The organism is Nocardia sp. NBC_01499 (assembly GCF_045040275.1).
GTDB lineage: Bacteria > Actinomycetota > Actinomycetes > Mycobacteriales > Mycobacteriaceae > Nocardia.
This window is the reverse complement of sequence record NZ_CP109426.1, coordinates 1,887,932-1,905,395: the sequence shown is the minus strand read 5'-3', so window position 1 is coordinate 1,905,395 and position 17,464 is coordinate 1,887,932. Positions and strand designations below refer to the sequence as shown.

Genomic DNA, 17,464 nt, shown 5'->3' with positions numbered 1-17,464 from the left:
CGACTCAGTTCCCTTCCGTGCCAGTGCTGTCGGGCGCGATATTTCCCCACCCCGTCGGCTCCGCCGACTGCCGTCCCCCGGCGTAGGTGTCGGCCGCGGTGACGAACAGTTCCTCGGTGCGCTTGGTGCGCACCGTGACGACGGCGCCGCGATAACGGGCGAGTGCGGGCAGCACCAGCAGCCCGTCCTCGACCGTCCGCACCAGGCGCAATCGCTCGAGCAGGGCAACCACCTCGGTGGTCAGGCCGGGCACATCGGCCTGCCACTGGGCGGCGAACGTCGCGCCGTAACGATCGGCGAGTGCCTGCATGGTCTCGTGCACCCACGAGGAGTCGATCAGCGGATAGGTCATCTCGATCGGCTCCTCGGCCTCGGCATCGAAGGCCGAATCGGGCTGTGTCCCAAAGTCATCGAGCGCCCGAAGATCGGCCAACGGAGCGAACACCGTCGACTCCGGGATCGCGCCGTCCAACTGCGCCGCGAGCGCCTCGCCCGCGTCCGGCCCACCCGTCCGCCGCTCGAGTGGATTGTCGATATCGAGCACCCGGTCGGCGATCTCACCGGCCAGCAACAACCCCACCTGCGCCAAGGTTCCCGTGCTCGGGAAACGAATGTCGGAAAGCCGCCCGGAGGTGTCGATCAACGCGACCCCCTCCGCCCGGCGTTCGGCCCGCAGCCCCGTGAACAGCTCGACATCGGCGACGATCCGATCCTGACCGAGCACCGGCCGTTCCGCCGGCGCGAGGTCGTCGAGATACACCACCGGCCGCTCGACCAGCGTCCGGCGCACCCGCCGCGCCAGGTCGGCCGCGGTCGGCGCGTGCGCGTGACCCGTTGCGCCCGCGGCCTCCTCGGTGAGCAGCCCGCGCACGCTGTGCAGATGCTGCAGCGCGCGCGGCGGCCGGAACAGCGCGAACACCACCGGCCGGTCGATGTCGTAGAGCGCCTCGCCCGCCTCGGGATCGCTGGCCCAGCCGCCAGCGTCGCCGTCGGCAAGGGTGAGCGCGCCGCGATGGGTCAGCCAGCCGACCGCGTCGACGAACGCGTCCCGGTCCGCCGCGCGATCGGTGGACAGCTCGAGGCCCTCGACCCGGCCCGCGTAGGCGCCGACCTGATCGGCCAACTCCGACAACGTGATCTGGTCACCGGCCCGGCCGAGCGCGGCGATCGACAGCGCGAGGTAGGCGTAGCGGCGTCGATCGAAGAGGCGGTCGGCGGGCGTGCGCGCGGGCTTGCCCGCGTCGAGCCGGTCGATGATGGGGAACACGCGGGCGGTGGTCTCGGTGACCTCCAGCCGGTAGCCGAACAGCTCGGCCAGGTCCTCCCGCAGTTCGGTCGCCCATCGGCGGATCAGCGGCAGCGCGATCCGATCCGGATAGGTCCTGGTCACCAGGTGATTGGCGAGGATGACCCGCGCGGCGCGCTGATAGTTGTCCAGCGCAAGGGAATCGATCTTGCGTCCGTGCATCATGCGCGCCGCCGTGGTCCGCGCCCAGTCGGCTCGACGAGCGCCGCGTGATCGTGTCTCATCGAGCCTCCCCTTTGCCGCGCGGCCGTGTCCTGGTGGTCTGGCGCACTTCGAGCCTGCGGTTGTTCAGGTGCAGCAGCCCGTGCGCGGTCTGCACCACCGTCGAACCCTCGTGCTCGGAGACGGTCAGGGTGACCCCGCTGTCGGATCCGGTGGTCCCGGCCACTCGCCCGCTCACCGGCACCCACGCGGTGGACGCGGCATCGAGCAGCCGCAACAGCACCTCGGTCTCCCGTTCGTCCAGCACCCGATCGTGCACGTCGGCGGCGGCCAGGGACTTGGCCGCGTCGGCACGAGCACGCTGCGCGTCCAACTGTGCCTCGCGCAGCCGTCGAATGCCCGCGTCGTTGCGGTGGATTCGGGCGGGCGCACCGGCCGAGGGCGGCCGACCGGTTTCGGCCAGCGTGCGCGAGATCTCCAAGGGCGGTGCCTCCCACCAGGATCGCCGCGCCGGGATGAGGTCCGCGTCCGGATGTTCCATCGCCAGGTGGCGTGGCCTGCCGAGGCCGAACACCGCGTCGAAGAGGGCGTGCGCGCTGTCCGCGGTCGGTGCCGCGGTGAACCAGCCTGCCAGATGCCGCAGCGCCGATTCCCGGCTCACCCCGCCGCGCCGCGTCTCGGTGACCCGGCGCAGCAGCGACAGCACGGCGGCGATGGCGCTCATCGTCGCCTCGCGCAACCGTTCCGCCTCGGTGGTGCCCGCGTGCTCGCCGGTGCCGGACGCGACGAACCAGGTCCGCAGCCCGTCCCAGCGCGCGTGCCAATCGGCTTGCCGCTCGGCGAAACTCAGCAGCACCCGTTCGTCGCAACCGGCGGCGCGCTCGATCAGCTCGTCGACGCCGGTCTCCTCGATCTCGGCGATCGCACCGGCCAGCCGAGGGACGAACCTGGCCAGGTCGAGGCTGAACTCGCGCATGTGCGCGAGCAGCGCGTCCTTGTGCGCCAGAAACGATTCCGGGGTGATCTCGGTGGTCCGCACCAGGTCGCCGAGCGAGAGATAGAAGTGTGCGGCGCGGGCCGCCATATCGGTCAGTGCGGCGTCGAGGCGGCGCAGTGTGCGGTAGACGCGCTCGGCGTCGCCCTCCCGATTGGCGGTGGCGAGGGTGTGCAGATCGGCGAGCAGCTCGGGCAGCACCAACCGCGACAGCGATGCCTCGTCGAGCCGGGCGTTCAGTACCCCGGCGACCGCGCGGTAAGCCTGGAACCCGGCCTGGGAGAACTGGTAGACGAAGTGCCGGTTGCGATATTCGGCAAGGGTGGCCGCGCGGGTGCCGTCGTAACTGCGCTCCAGCACGCCCCATTGGTGCAGTTGATCGAGTAGCGGGCCGATTTCGGCGGCGGTGAGTCGCGGTGCGTTCGGGCGGGCGCCGCGCTCGGAGGACCACACGGCCGCGCTCGCGGGACCTTCGTCGGCCTGCGGTTTCTCAGCAGACTGACTGGTCTCCTTGTCCTCAGTATGTTGCTGGCTCTCGACGTCAGGCGCGGGTGCCGCGAGGTCAGGGGTGCGCGGGTTGTGTCCGTTGCGTTCGATCCACTCCGCCACATCGTCGGCGTGCAGCAACACCACGTAGGCGGCCCGCGCGCTGTCGAAGGCGCGCAGCACCCACAGGTAGTCGGCGCGGCGCTCGGCCGTGGCGAAGGAGAACAGCCGCAAGCGGTCGTCCCATAGGACGGAGGCGCTCGCTGAGCCGTCGACGGAGTCGGTCACCGGGAACAGGGTAGTAGCGGGCCGGTCGCCGACAACGCGAAGATCCCCGGTTCGGCGTGCCCGTGTCCTGTTTGCCGGATGTTCGCCGACGAAACGGCTTGTGCCGGTACGGTACTGGTCACTCGCTCGAGAGGGAGCGCAGCTGGTCCAGGTATACGCGGGCGCGCGGGTCGCCGGGGTAGCGGGCGATGATTTCGCGCGCGGTCTCGCCCGCGATCCACATCAGCGAGGGCAGTGAACGGCGTTTACCCGCGAACGCGCGCAGTCCCTCATCGACCGCGAGTTCCAGATCGCGATTGCGCACGGCGACCACCGCGAGGGTGAGATGCGCCTCGGACACCCGCATCGGATTGCGGAGCGTGCCGTCGGCGCGCGTCGAGTTACGGATGACCTCGTTGGCGTAGGTCTCGGCGAGCCGATCCTCGCCGGCGACGCGGCAGCAGTCCATCGCGTAGAAGTCGAACTTCTGTGGATCGACCACGAAATGGTTGTCCAGGTTGATCGGATGGTCGAGTCGCTGCAAAATTGCCCGACCCTCGTCGAGGGCCGCCTCGACCTCGTGCCGGTCGCCGAGACGCGCCCATGCCTTGGCCCGTTGCGCGGCGAGTTGGACACCGACGCCGAGGTTTTGGCTCGCGTCGAATGCCTGGTCGACCGCGTCGATCGCGCCGCGATAGTTGCCCTGCGTGAGCGCGAACCAGGCCGCCATTTCCGCACTCCAGCCGATGATTTCGGCGTTCTCGGCCTCCTGGCCGAGCGAGTGCGCCGCGCGTCGCGTCGCCTCGGCGGCGGTCCGCCTGCCGAGGTCGTAGTCCACGCAACCCACCAGCAGCGCAACCCATCCCGCGAGAACGAGGATGTCGCGATGCTGCGCCAAAGTCAGTCGGCCGTCCAGCAGTGAGGTAATCCGCCGCAACCAGCCGGTTCCCTCGGCGTGCAGCTCGTGCGGATCGGCGTAGGAGTACTCGCAGCACAGGCGTTCCGCGGTGATGCGGATGGCGTCGAGAGTGGCGGGGGAGACGTCCGACATGCGCAGGCGCCCGATGAATTCCAGTGTGTCCATGCCGGTTGCCGAGAGCACTTCGTCGTCGCGATTCGGCCTGGCTTTGGGGAAAAACGCCGCGGTGACAGTGTCGAAGGCGGCGGCGATGATCGGTGCGTAAAAATCATCCGGCCGCGACTCGCCCGATTCCCAGCGGCGCCAGTTACGCAGCAGTGTACTGTCTGTCGGCAGGTTGTGGGATGACTTGGCGCGCATCACGCGGACGGCATCGGCTTGTGACCACCCCCGCGCATCGCGTTCAGAGCGCATCCGGACAGCCCAGACGGGTCGATCGTCTCCAGCGGCCACGTCAGTAGTATCGCACCAGTTAACGCCCGGTGGCCGAGATAGGGCATATAGGTGTCAGTGGGTTGACATCTACATTCGCAAGTTGGCGTTGTACATGCTGGACATGAGAGCGGAAAGTTAGCCGGACTCGTATCGTCTCAATCAGATGCAATTGCATCTGTCCTTGCAAGGCGCAGTACCCCACAATGGGGAGATCCACATAAGGACAGCGGTACCCAATCCAACGGAGGTTCGGGTGGAAGCGTTGATCTATGGATACTTGCGTGACGATCTGGCCGATGGCCACAGTGCAGAGCTCGAGGATGCGATGAGCACCCTCGCCCGCGAGGAAGGGCTCTGCTTCGCCGCAACGTTCCATGAATCGACTTCCGGTGACGGCACGGCATTTGTCGAGCTGACCCAGGAGCTCAAGCGAGCGGACGCGCACCACGTAGTGGTTCCGTCGCTCGATCACCTTGCCGGCCAGACGATCCCGCGGGATATTCTGCTAGCGAAGCTGGCGCGCGAAGCGGCGGCGCAGGTCTGGACGATCGAGACCTGAGCGCGACGACGGCACGCCCGACCACCGGGGCAACACCCAGAGCTGGGGCGAATCGACACGCCGTCCGCACTTCCGCGAGCACCCTCGACGCGGCCACACCGGCCAGCAGCGAGGCGAGCAACGCCGCAACATGGTGTTGCCCGAACAGCGGATACACCTGCCAATGCAGGAGATACACGAACAACGAACTGTCGGCGAGCACCGCGGCGACCAGGGCGGGCACCCGGATCGGGTAGCCAGATGAGCACGAGCAGCCCGGCCATGACCAGACGCTCCCGCTCAGGCACGTCGAAATAGCCGGGCACGCAAGCCAACCGGACAGCACTCACCAGCAGCCGCTGCCACACAGCGGTCGTCTTGGCGGCGGCCAGGCCGATGGCGAAGAACCAGACGGCCAGCGGTGCGACGGCACATCCTGCGCCGGACACGGCGCGAACGGCTGATAGCGCAGCAGCAAAGCGATCGCGAGCAGGCCCATCGCGAACCAGAACGGTTCGCGCCGCTCCAGCCCGTCCACCCCCGGGATACGGATCAGCAGCGCCGTGGCGACCAAGACGAGCACCTCGATGAACCGGACGTGCCCTGCGGTGTCGCTATCGAACGATCCCAGAATCTTGTTGAGCAGCAGCACATTCTGCCAGCTGCAGTAGTCGGTGAACAGCAACGTGATGGCTACCCATGCGGCGGTCGGCACAGCGATCAGCGCGACCGTGCGCAGCGCGTGTCGCAACCGTTCGGCACGCGCTGCGGCGGTCACCGCGAAGCGCGCGAAGTCGAATCCGGCGACGCCGAGCAGCACGTGCGCGGCGCACAACAGCACCTACCTGCCGATAGGAGAGCTCGCGATCAGCACGATGGTGGCAGCGTGCTGGTGTCCAGGGTGCGGCCGAACCGTTTGCCGCCGTGCCGTATCCGGTCGAGCTCGGCGATCGTCATGGTCGCGGCCCTGCCGCCCGTCTGGGTGACGTAGCGCAGGTCGGGTAACTCCATGTCGGAGAAGCCGATTCGGTCGAGCAGGTCGATGGTGTCGGGGACGGCCGCGAAAGGCGTTGCGCGGCGAACGGTTCAGAGTCCGAAGCTGCCCGGACCTCGCCTGCGCAGGTACTTCTCGAACTCGGCCGCGATGGCGTCGCCGTCGATCTTGGCCATCGCCTCGTTCACGTCGACCGCCGCGTCGCCGCGCTCCTCCAGCGAGCGCACGTACTCGCTGACCTCGTCGTCGCCCTCGGTCATCTCGTTGACCGCGGTCTCCCACTCCTCGGCCTGCGTCGGCAGTTCGCCGAGCGGCACCTCGATGTCGAGCACGTCCTCGACCCGGTGCAGCAACGCGATGGTGGCCTTCGGGTTCGGCGGCTGCGAAACGTAGTGCGGCACGGCGGCCCAGAACGACACCGCGGGCACGCCCGCCTTCACGCACTGGTCTTGCAGCACACCGGTGATGCCGGTCGGCCCCTCGTACCTGGTCTGCTCGAGGTTGAATCGCTCGGCCGCCTCTTTGCTGTAGGCGGAGCCGGTGACCGGAACGGGACGGGTGTGCGGGGTATCGGCGAGCAGCGCGCCGAGGATGACGACGGTTTGCACGCCGAGCTGTTCGATGAATTCCAGCAGGTCCTCGCAGAAGCTGCGCCAGCGCATATTGGGTTCGATGCCGCGCAGTAAGACGATGTCACGGTCGCTGCCGGGGGGCGAGCAGACCGAAAGCATGGTGGATGGCCACTGGATTTCCCTGGTCACGCCGTCGACCTGCCGGACCGTCGGCCGGTTGACCTGATAGTCGTAGTAGTCCTCGGAGTCGAGTTCTGCTAGCGGCTCGGCGTCCCAGATCAATTCCAGATGCTCTACGGCACCGCTTGCGGCGTCGCCCGCGTCGTTCCAGCCTTCGAAGGCCGCAACCAGCACCGGTTCCCGCAACGTCGGCAGTTCCGGATCGGGAGTTTCACTGGGGTTCACTCGGTCAGCCTAATGTGTGCGGGGAACTGGCGTGTCGTATGCCGTGGCCGGGCCCGGCGTGTTCGACAGCGGCGACGGCGACCGGGTGTGTTCGTGCACACGCGACGCGGCAAGCAGCACTGTCGCACCCGACCATTACGCTTGATCTCATGTCTGCGGTCATCCCCACCGAGTTCGACACCACGCTACTCGACACACTGCGTCGCCGTGTCGTGATCGGTGACGGTGCGATGGGCACCATGCTCCAGGCCGCCGATCTCACCCTCGACGACTTCCTAGGGTTAGAGGGCTGCAACGAGATCCTCAACGACACCCGCCCCGACGTGCTGCGCAGCATTCACCGCGCGTACTTCGAGGCGGGTGCCGACGCGGTCGAGACCAATACCTTCGGCTGCAACCTGCCGAACCTGGCCGACTACGACATCGCCGATCGCATCCGCGATCTGTCCGAGCGCGGTACCCGGCTGGCCCGCGAGGTGGCCGACGAGATGGGACCGTCCGCCGACGGGACCCCGCGCTATGTGCTCGGCTCGATGGGCCCCGGCACCAAGCTGCCGACGCTGGGCCATGCTCCTTATACCGCGCTGCGTGATGCGTACACCGAGTCCGCGCTCGGCATGCTCGAGGGCGGCGCCGACGCTATTCTCATCGAGACCTGCCAGGACCTGCTGCAGGTCAAGGCGGCGGTGACCGGCAGCAGGGCGGCCATGCGGCTGCTCGGTCGGCGGATTCCGATCATCACGCACGTGACCGTGGAGACCACCGGCACCATGTTGGTCGGCAGTGAGATCGGCGCGGCGCTGACCGCGCTGGAGCCGCTCGGCATCGACATGATCGGGCTGAACTGCGCGACCGGTCCGGCCGAGATGAGCGAGCATCTGCGGCATCTGTCCAGGCACGCGCAGGTGCCGGTGTCGGTCATGCCCAACGCCGGCCTGCCGGTGCTCGGCGCGAACGGTGCCGAATATCCGCTCAGCCCGGAGGAGCTCGCGGTCGCGCTGAGCGGTTTCGTCTCCGAGTTCGGGCTCGCGCTGGTCGGCGGCTGCTGTGGGACCACTCCCGAGCACATCCGGCAGGTGACCGAGGCGGTCCGTGAGATCGAGCCGAAGCTGCCGCCGCTGGACGACCGTCGCAGTCCGGTGCACGAGCCCGCGGTGTCCAGCATGTACACGGCGGTGCCGTTCGAGCAGGAAGCGTCGGTCATGATGATCGGCGAGCGCACGAATGCCAACGGCTCCAAGGCATTCCGTGACGCGATGCTGGCGGAGGATTGGCAGAAGTGCCTCGACATCGCCAAGGATCAGACCCGCGACGGCGCGCACATGCTCGATCTGTGTGTTGACTACGTCGGTCGCGACGGTGCCAAGGACATGGAGGCGCTGGCCGCCCGCCTTGCCACCTCCTCGACGCTGCCGATCATGCTCGACTCCACCGAAACCCCGGTGCTGAGGGCGGGTTTGGAGCATCTCGGCGGTCGTTGCGCGGTGAACTCGGTGAACTACGAGGACGGCGACGGCCCGGAATCGCGCTTCCAGCAGACCATGCGGCTGGTCGCCGAGCACGGTGCCGCGGTGGTCGCGTTGACCATCGATGAGGAGGGCCAGGCCCGCACCGCGGCGAAGAAGGTGGAGATCGCCGAGCGGCTCATCGCCGACATCACCGGCAACTGGGGTGTGCTGGAAAGCGACATCATCATCGACACGCTGACCTTCACCCTGGGCACCGGTCAGGAGGAGTCGCGCAAGGACGGCATCGAGACCATCGAGGCCATCCGGCTGCTCAAGAGCAAGCACCCGGCGGTGCAGACCACCCTCGGCCTGTCGAACATCTCGTTCGGCCTGAACCCCGCGGCCCGTCAGGTACTGAACTCGGTGTTCATGCACGAATGCGTGCAGGCCGGACTGGATTCCGCGATCGTGCACGCGTCGAAGATCCTGCCGATGGCCCGCATTCCGGACGAGCAGCGCAAGGTCGCGCTGGATCTGGTGTACGACCGTCGCGGCGAGGACTACGACCCGCTGCAGGTACTGATGGGCCTGTTCGAGGGCGTGTCGACGTCCTCGTCGCGGGCCTCGCGTGCCGAGGAGATGGCCGCGCTTCCGCTGTTCGAGCGGCTGGCGCGGCGCATCGTCGACGGCGAACGCAACGGCATGGACGCCGATCTCGAAGAGGCGATGGGGCAGGTGCCGCCGCTGCAGATCATCAACGAGACGCTGCTGTCGGGCATGAAGACCGTCGGTGAGCTGTTCGGCTCCGGCCAGATGCAGCTGCCGTTCGTGCTGCAGTCGGCCGAGGTGATGAAGGCCGCGGTCGCCTACCTGGAGCCGCACATGGAGGCCACCGACGACAGCGGCAAGGGCCGCATCGTGCTGGCAACCGTCAAGGGCGACGTGCACGACATCGGTAAGAACCTGGTCGACATCATCCTGTCCAACAACGGCTACGAGGTGGTCAACCTCGGTATCAAGCAGCCCATCGCGACCATTCTCGATGCCGCCGTCGACAAGAAGGCCGACGTCATCGGCATGTCCGGGCTGTTGGTGAAGTCGACCGTGATCATGAAGGAAAACCTGCAGGAGCTCAACTCCAAGGGTGTTGCCGAACAGTTCCCGGTGCTGCTCGGCGGCGCGGCGCTGACCCGCGGTTATGTCGAGAACGACCTGACCGAGGTGTACGAGGGCGACGTGCATTACGCCCGCGACGCCTTCGAGGGTCTGCGGTTGATGGACGACATCATGACCCGTAAGCGCGGCGGCGGCATCGATCCCGACAGTCCGGAGGCGATCGCCGAGCGGGAGAAGGCGGCCCAGCGTAAGGCGCGCCACGAACGTTCCAAGCGCATCGCCGAGCAGCGCAAGGCCGAAGAGGTGCCGATCGAGGTGCCCGCGCGGTCCGATGTCGCCGCGGATGTGCCGGTGCCGACGCCGCCGTTCTGGGGGACCAGGGTGGTGAAAGGCCTGGCGCTGAACGAGTATTCGGGGCTGCTCGACGAGCGCGCTCTGTTCCTCGGCCAGTGGGGTCTGCGCGGCCAGCGCGGCGGCGAGGGGCCAAGCTACGAGGAGCTGGTGGAGACCGAGGGTAAGCCGAGGTTCCGCGCGTGGCTCGATCGGCTGAGCACCGAAGGTGTGCTGCAGCACGCGGCGGTGGTGTACGGATACTTCCCCGCCGTGTCCGATGGCGACGACGTGATCGTGCTCACCGAACCGAATCCCGGTGCGCCCGAACGCTATCGGTTCACCTTCCCGCGTCAGCAGCGTGACCGTTTCCTGTGTATCGCCGACTTCATCCGCTCGCGCGAGCGCGCCGAGCAGACCGGTCAGGTGGACGTGCTGCCCTTCCAGTTGGTCACCATGGGTCAGCCGATCGCCGACTTCGCCAACGAACTCTTCGCCGCTGACAACTACCGCGACTACCTCGAGGTGCACGGCATCGGCGTCCAGCTCACCGAGGCCCTCGCCGAATACTGGCACCGCCGCGTCCGCGAGGAACTGACCCTGGACGGGCACGCGGTCGCCGACTCCGACCCCGCCGACGTCCTCGAATACTTCAAACTCGGCTACCGGGGCGCGCGCTACTCGTTCGGTTACGGCGCCTGCCCAGATTTGGACGACCGTGCCAAACTGGTCGACCTGCTCGAGGCCGACCGCATCGGCGTTGTGTTGTCCGAGGAACTGCAGCTGCATCCGGAGCAGTCCACCGACGCGTTCGTCCTGCTGCATCCCGAGGCGAAGTACTTCAACGCCTGAGTCGACCGCTCGGGTCGCGCCACGTCCGTGTTAGCCGCACACTCGCTACGTCGAGTGTGTGGCTGACGGGCGTGCGGTTGCGCTCGAATCGGTTATCGAACCGGTCGGTGGATAGTGATCGTGGTCACGGTGGTGCGGAACACTGTTCGCGTACCGCAAGGGCCTTGGCTACCTGCTCGTATGTCATGATTTGGGCAAATCCCGACGCGCCGAGCGGATTTCGTGCTTCGGCGTGGCGGGGCGCTGACCTGGGGGATCGCCCTTGGACTTTTGGTGAGGTGGATGTGTGTCGGGTGGGTATGCCATTGTCGGAAGCGTTGCAACTGCATCCGGGGCAGTCGGCGGGTGCGTCGCCATCGCTGCTTACGGGTGCAAAGGACTACGGCGCGTAGCAATTTCGGGGATTTCCCGGCGTTGCGCGCCACAGCAGTACCAGCTCGGCGCGTAAGCAGGAAGGCACAACAGCATGACGGCGGACCGATTGATCGCGGGACGGTATCGACTCACGGATCCGATCGGCACAGGCGCTATGGGCGTGGTCTGGCGCGGCACGGATGTCCGCCTGCGCCGCACGGTCGCGGTGAAACAGCTCATCCTCGGGCCGGGATTATCACGCACGGCCGCGCTGGAGGCGAAGCTGCGCGCCATGCGCGAGGGCCGCATCGCGGCCCGGCTGCACCATCCGCACGCGATCACCGTCTTCGACGTCGCCGAGGAAGACGGCCAGCCGTGGCTGGTCATGGAGTACATGGACGCCCCGAGCCTCGCGGCCAAACTCTCCGGCAAACGCACCCTTGCGCCGGTGGAGGTCGCCCGCATCGGCGCGCAAGCCGCCGGAGCACTGGCCGCCGCCCATGACGCCGGCATCATGCACCGCGACGTGAAACCCGCGAACCTGCTCGTCGGCGACGACGGCACCGTGAAGATCACCGACTTCGGCATCTCCCGCGCCGTCGGCGACGTCACCGTCACCGCCACCGGATTCCTCGCAGGCACCCCGGCCTATCTGGCGCCCGAGGTGGCGCGCGGCGAGAACCCGGAACCCGCCTCCGACGTATTCGCCCTCGGCTCAACGCTTTACGCCGCCGTGGAAGGTCTGCCGCCGTTCGGCGAGGGCGACAACCCCCTTGCCGTGCTGCACGCCGTCGCGCGCGGACAGGTGCCGGTGCCCAAAGACGCCGGTGCGCTCGGCCCGGTGCTGATGCGGCTGCTCGCCCCGACGATCGACGCGCGCCCGACCATGCGGGAGGCGCAGAAGGCGCTGGAAGACGTTGCGGAGGGCCGGGTTCCGAGTTTGGGGATACCAGCGCTCACCAAGGCGCTGCCCGCGCCGGGCGGCGACGCCACGACCGTCCTGCCGCAGCCTGGCGGCCAATCGGGCACCGATGCCGCGGGAAGCACCGCGAACGCGAACGACGCGACGGCGCTGGTGCCGACTGCCGCGCTGACGAATCCCCCTGCGGCCGAATCCGTTTCCGCGCAACCACCGCTCCCGCCGCGCGGTGGCGCGTCCTCCACCCTGCCCGGCGGCGCTGGACCGGGACCGTCGCGCAACCGTTCCCTCGCCATGGCGGCGGCCGCGTTCGTCGCGGTGCTCGCCGTGATCGGGCTCATCGCCTTGGCCACCTCGAATCGCAACGAGGGCAGCACTGCGGCACCGCCCGCGACCACGATCCCGTCCTCCTCCGCCGAGGTCCCGGCAACGGCGCCCAACGCGGCGGGCCCAGGCCAGCAGCAGGAGCCCGCGGCACCGGCCGGCACACCGGCCCCGTCGGCCGAGCCGAGCCCGACCCCAAGCGCGCCGCCGTCCTCGGCACCCTCTTCGACGGCACCGACACCTACCCCGTCGACGAAGGTGCCGCCGTCGACGACCATCACCGTGACCCCCTTCGGCGCGCCGCCCGCGGCAAGCGTCACCCAATTCGTGCAGGGCTACTACAGCATGCTGCCCGGCAACACCGCCGGCGCGTGGTCCCAGCTCACCCCCTCCTACCAGGCGCAGGCCAGCGGCAGCGGCTACAACGGCTACGCGAGCTGGTGGGGCACGGTGCGCTCGGTCAGCATCGGCAACGTCACCGCGCAGGGCGACAACCGCGCGGTCGTTTCCCTCACCTACAGCATGAAGAACGGTGAGACCAGGTCCGAGAGTCGATGGATCCAGGTGGTATCGGAGAATGGACGGATGTTGATCTCCGGTTCCGGCACGTGACCCCGCGACTAGCCGCAGTTCTCTGGGACATGGACGGCACGCTGCTCGATTCGGAGAAGCTCTGGGACATCGCCGTCCGTGAGCTGGCTCGCGCGCACGGTCACGAGATGACCGACGAGCTGCGGCACGCGCTGATCGGCGCGTCCGGGCCCGACGCGTTGCGGATGATCTTCACCGGACTCGGCGTCGAGTCGACACCGGAGGTGTTGCTCGCGGCGGAGGAGTTCCTGGAGCGGCGGGTGACCGAGTTGATGACCGGTCCGATCCCGTGGCGTCCCGGCGCCGCGGCCGCGCTCGCGACGGTGCGGGAGGCGGGGCTGGCTTCGGCGCTCGTCACCAATACCAAGCGCTCGCTCACCGAGTTCGGCTTGGACACCCTCGGCCGCGACCGCTTCGATGTGTCGGTCTGCGGTGACGAGGTGGCGCGCGGCAAGCCGGAGCCGGACGTCTACCTGCGGGCCGCCGAGCTGCTCGGCGTCGACCCGCGCGACTGTGTCGCCGTGGAGGACTCGCCGACCGGCACCCGCGCGGCGCATGCGGCGGGCTGCGCGGTGATCGTGATCCCGTGCGAGATCGCGGTGCCCGAGGGGCCTGGGCGCAGCTTCCGCGACACCCTCGTCGGACTCACGATCGATGACCTCGACCAAGCGCTGAAACTGCGCGGCTGAACGGCCACCGTTCGACACTCCCGACCGCGCTCCAGCGAGAGTTACTGTGCCGCAACGGGAGTGCGTGCTGCTGATAGGTGTGACCGCGATCACCGGCAATCTCGCCCAATCTCGGGCGTGTCGGCGGTCCGCTCTACCAGAATGTCGCCATGGCAGCGTTGGGTGTCCTCGACGAGATCGTCGATACCGCACGGTATCCCCTCGCGAATCCGGCGGACTCCGGTCGGCGCACCGCGGTACAGCGCGCGAGGGCGGAGCTAGCGGCGATCGGCTGCACCGTCTTGCGCGGCTTCATCCGGCCGGAACTGGCCGAGACGCTGCGGGCGCAGGGCGACGCGATGGCGCCGCACGCGTACTACGAGGTCGAGCGGGTGAACGCCTACAACATTCCGCTGGATACCGAACTGCCGCAAGACCATCCTGGGCGCATCGTGCTGGAGCGCGGCAACGCGTTCGTGCCGCGTGACCGCATCCCCGGCGACGCGCTGATCCACCAGCTCTACACCGACACCCGATTCCAGCGGTTCCTCGCCGACTGCTTCGGCCTGGCCGAGCTGCACGAATTCGCCGACCCGCTGGCCGGTCTGTGCCTGAACGTCGTCGCCCCCGGCATGTCGCACCCGTGGCACTTCGACACCAACGAATTCACCGTCAGCATGCTGACTCAGCCCGCGGAGTCGGGCGGAATCTTCGAGTACTGCCCCAACATTCGCACGCCGCAGGCCGAGCACCTCGACGACGTGCGCGCCGTGCTCACCGGCTCCAGCGAGCACCTGATCCAGCGGCTCGACCTGCGCCCCGGCGACCTGCAGCTGTTCCAGGGGCGCTTCTCGCTGCATCGCGTGTCGCCGGTCGACGGTGCCACGCAACGACATTCGGCGATTTTCGCCTACACCGACCGGCCGGGCGTCATCGGCACGGTGGAGCGCACCCGTCAACTCTTCGGCCGCGTACTACCCGACCATCTGGCCGCCGCGGCCGACGCTGTCCGCGGCGACCGCTTGCTCGACTGAGCCGAACGGCCCGATCGATACCGCTGATCGGGAGTACCGCTCGACCCGAGAGGAACGACTGTGGCAGTGCCGTTACATACGACCGGGAAAGCCTCCTTCGACGATATCTACGACCGTCCCGATCCACGCGACTACTACGCCCGCATGTCCGACCTCGACTATCGCATTCCGGAACTGGCGAAACCCGTTTTCCAGCAGCAGATTCGGGAGTACCGCGCCTCGGCCCGCGTCAGCACGCCGACCGTGCTCGACATCGGCTGCTCCTACGGCGTGAACGCGGCACTGCTTCGCTTCGACACCACCATGCGGGAGCTCGCCGAGCATTACCGCACCGCGGACGGGGACCACGCGGCCCTCATCGCCCGCGACCGCGCGGCGCTCGGCAGCAGGGACGGCCTCGCCGATGTCCGCTTCCTCGGCATGGACGCCTCCGCGCCCGCGCTCGCCTACGCACACCAGACGGGTCTGCTTGACGACACCGTGCACGCCGATTTGGAGTCCGGCGAACCGACCGACGAACAGCGCGAGCTGCTCGCCAGCGCCGACATCATCATCTCCACCGGCTGCATCGGCTATGTCACCGAGAAGACGCTGGCCCGAGTCGCCACCGCGCATCCCCGTCGGCGACCATGGATGGCACACTTCGTGCTGCGCATGTTCGACTTCGCGCCGATCGCCGCGGAACTCGCCGCGCTCGGCTACCGGACCGAACAGGTGCCCGGGCTGTTCGAGCAGCGCAGGTTCGCCTCCGCGGCCGAGCAGTCCCAGGTGCTGAACACCCTGTCCGCCAAGGGAATCGACACCACCGACCGGGAAACCGAAGGCTGGCTCTACGCAGGCCTTTACCTATCGCGACCGTTGCCGAAGCACCACGCCGACACCGAGGACCAGCATTGACCGAACGCACCTTCGCCGCCGACGACACCCTGCCGAGGGTGCCCCTGCCGACACTGGAGGACAGCTGCGCCAGATTCCTGCGGTGGTGCGCGCCGCTGCTCACCGCCGACGAACTCGCCACCACCGAGGCGGCGGTCGATGACCTGCTGCGCGCGGACGGGCCGGGCCGCACACTGCACGCGGCGCTGGCGGAATACGACGCCACCCCCGGCGTCGGCAGCTGGCTCGACCTGTTCTGGCCGTCGCGATACCTTGGCAGGCGCGACCGGATCGCGTTGAACGCCAACTTCTTCTTCCTCTTCCGCGACGACACCACGCTGGCCGCATCCACGGCCGCGACCCAGGTGGATCGCGCGGCCGGAATCATTTCCGCCGCTGTGGATTACAAGATCGCGCTGGATGCCGAGGCGATCCCGCCGGTGCTGCAGCGCGGGCAGGCGCTGTCGATGTGGCAGAACAAGTACCTGTTCTCCGAGACCCGCATTCCCGGCGAAACGCAGGACAGCGTGCGGGTGCCCTACAGCGAGGAATGGCCAGGCCCGTCCGACGCCAAGCATGTGGTGGTCTTCTTCCGCGGCAGCATGTTCCGGCTGGACGTGCTCGGCAAGGACGGTGCGCCGCACTCGCTGGACGATCTCGCCTGCGGGTTGCGCGAGGTACTCAAGGCCGGTGCGCGGTCGACCCGAACCGATTCCGCCGTAGGGCATCTCACCACCAAGGCGCGCGCCGAGTGGGCGGCGAGCAGGCAGCAGTTGCTCGCCGAACCGGCCAACGCCGCGGCCCTTGACACCATCGAGACCGCGTTGTTCTGCGTCTGTTTGGAGGACTTCGCCCCGCGCGACGAACTGCACGCCTGCGATCAACTGCTGCACGGCGACAGCGCCAACCGCTGGTTCGACAAGGCGGTGTCGTTCATCGTCTTCGCCGACGGCCAGGCGGGCATCAACGTCGAGCACTGCGGACTGGACGGCACCACCATCCTGTCCTTCGTCGACGCCATGCTGGAGACTTCGGCGCAGGAACACGCCGACCGATCCGGCGCACAGGCGCAGGGCCTGCCCGCCGTCGAGCCGATCGACTTCGTGCTCGATGCCGCGCAGCGCAACGACATTGCCGCCGCCGGCGCCGATTTCGCCCGCTACGCCGCCGAAAATGCCACGCAGACGGTCTCTTTCGCGGACTTCGGCACCACCAGCGCCAAGTCGCTCGGCATCTCCCCGGATGCGTTCGCGCAGTTGAGCTATCAGCTGGCGCATCGGCGCAGCAAGGGAATCACCGGCGCCACTTACGAATCCATCGCCACCCGCCAGTACCGCAACGGCCGCACCGAGGCCATGCGGGTGGTCACCCCGGAGCTGGTGGCGTTCGTGGACGCGGTGCAGGACCCGGCGGTCGACCAGTCGGCCAAGCTCGCCGCCGCACGGACCGCGGCCGCCGCGCACGTCGCCCGCGCCAAGGAATGCCAGGCGGGTGCCGCACCCGAGCAGCACCTGTGGGAACTGCAGTGGATCCAACGCCGCCGCGGCGCGGAACTCGGTGTCACCGAGCCGATTCCGCTCTACGACAGCCCCGGCTGGCTGATCATGCGCGACGACTACCTGAGCACCAGCTCGGCCCCGTCGGTCAACATCAGCTACTTCGGTTTCGGCTCCACCAGCCCCCGCTGCATCGGCGTCGCCTACGTTCTGCTGCCGGACCGCTGGAATCTGTACCTGGCCACCCCGACCACGGTCGCCGACCAGATGCACGAATTCGCCGGACACCTGCGCACCGCGGTCGCCGACCTGGAGGCGCTGCTCAGCGAGAACTGACCGAACAGTCGAAAACGCTTCCGTCGCCTCGGCATTCGCCGG

13 protein-coding genes are annotated in these 17,464 nt (G+C 68.2%); 7 read left to right on the top strand and 6 right to left on the bottom strand.

Annotated elements, in window-relative coordinates; translation table 11 throughout:
- Positions 1 to 4: 4 nt before the first annotated feature.
- The 3 genes from OG203_RS08625 to OG203_RS08615 all read right to left on the bottom strand — a co-directional run bounded on the left by OG203_RS08625 (position 5) and on the right by OG203_RS08615 (position 4,548).
- Positions 5 to 1,468, bottom strand: coding sequence for a TIGR02678 family protein (locus tag OG203_RS08625; RefSeq protein ID WP_405167800.1), 1,464 nt, complete (start codon positions 1,466 to 1,468; stop codon positions 5 to 7).
- Between the two features lie 58 nt (positions 1,469 to 1,526).
- Positions 1,527 to 3,236 (bottom strand): TIGR02677 family protein, encoded by a 1,710-nt coding sequence (locus OG203_RS08620; protein WP_405165151.1) that lies wholly within the window; start codon positions 3,234 to 3,236, stop codon positions 1,527 to 1,529.
- 118 nt (positions 3,237 to 3,354) lie between these two features.
- Positions 3,355 to 4,548 (bottom strand): XRE family transcriptional regulator, encoded by a 1,194-nt coding sequence (locus OG203_RS08615; RefSeq protein WP_405165150.1) that lies wholly within the window; start codon positions 4,546 to 4,548, stop codon positions 3,355 to 3,357.
- A gap of 274 nt (positions 4,549 to 4,822) precedes the next feature.
- Between OG203_RS08615 and OG203_RS08610 the strand changes: the two genes are divergently transcribed.
- The gene (locus OG203_RS08610) at positions 4,823 to 5,128 is read left to right on the top strand and encodes a hypothetical protein (RefSeq protein WP_405165149.1); all 306 of its coding nucleotides are present in this window, start codon (positions 4,823 to 4,825) and stop codon (positions 5,126 to 5,128) included.
- A 325-nt stretch (positions 5,129 to 5,453) separates the two neighbouring features.
- Here the strand turns inward: OG203_RS08610 and OG203_RS08605 are convergent, their stop codons facing one another.
- The 3 genes from OG203_RS08605 to OG203_RS08595 all read right to left on the bottom strand — a co-directional run bounded on the left by OG203_RS08605 (position 5,454) and on the right by OG203_RS08595 (position 7,078).
- Positions 5,454 to 5,948, bottom strand: coding sequence for a hypothetical protein (locus OG203_RS08605; RefSeq protein ID WP_405165148.1), 495 nt, complete (start codon positions 5,946 to 5,948; stop codon positions 5,454 to 5,456).
- A 26-nt stretch (positions 5,949 to 5,974) separates the two neighbouring features.
- Positions 5,975 to 6,118: a hypothetical protein gene (locus OG203_RS08600; RefSeq protein ID WP_405165147.1), complete on the bottom strand. Its 144-nt coding sequence runs from the start codon at positions 6,116 to 6,118 to the stop codon at positions 5,975 to 5,977.
- A gap of 75 nt (positions 6,119 to 6,193) precedes the next feature.
- A complete protein-coding gene (locus OG203_RS08595) occupies positions 6,194 to 7,078 on the bottom strand; it encodes a PAC2 family protein (protein ID WP_405165146.1) in 885 nt (294 codons plus the stop codon).
- 149 nt (positions 7,079 to 7,227) lie between these two features.
- Here OG203_RS08595 and metH point away from each other — a divergent pair, with 149 nt between their 5' ends.
- The 6 genes from metH to OG203_RS08565 all read left to right on the top strand — a co-directional run bounded on the left by metH (position 7,228) and on the right by OG203_RS08565 (position 17,422).
- Positions 7,228 to 10,824 (top strand): methionine synthase, encoded by a 3,597-nt coding sequence (gene metH, locus OG203_RS08590; RefSeq protein ID WP_405165145.1) that lies wholly within the window; start codon positions 7,228 to 7,230, stop codon positions 10,822 to 10,824.
- Between the two features lie 466 nt (positions 10,825 to 11,290).
- Entirely contained in the window at positions 11,291 to 13,033 is a 1,743-nt protein-coding gene (locus tag OG203_RS08585) for a protein kinase domain-containing protein (RefSeq protein ID WP_405165144.1), read from the top strand.
- Positions 13,030 to 13,701, top strand: coding sequence for an HAD family hydrolase (locus OG203_RS08580; protein ID WP_405165143.1), 672 nt, complete (start codon positions 13,030 to 13,032; stop codon positions 13,699 to 13,701). Before OG203_RS08585 ends, OG203_RS08580 begins: the two co-directional genes overlap by 4 nt.
- 149 nt (positions 13,702 to 13,850) lie before the next feature.
- Positions 13,851 to 14,714: an arpA protein gene (locus OG203_RS08575; protein WP_405165142.1), complete on the top strand. Its 864-nt coding sequence runs from the start codon at positions 13,851 to 13,853 to the stop codon at positions 14,712 to 14,714.
- A 60-nt stretch (positions 14,715 to 14,774) separates the two neighbouring features.
- Complete coding sequence (locus OG203_RS08570; protein WP_405165141.1) at positions 14,775 to 15,611, top strand: class I SAM-dependent methyltransferase; 837 nt, start codon at positions 14,775 to 14,777, stop codon at positions 15,609 to 15,611.
- Positions 15,608 to 17,422: a choline/carnitine O-acyltransferase gene (locus OG203_RS08565; RefSeq protein WP_405165140.1), complete on the top strand. Its 1,815-nt coding sequence runs from the start codon at positions 15,608 to 15,610 to the stop codon at positions 17,420 to 17,422. The genes OG203_RS08570 and OG203_RS08565 overlap by 4 nt, the downstream gene beginning before the upstream one ends.
- The last annotated feature ends 42 nt before the right edge of the window (positions 17,423 to 17,464 follow it).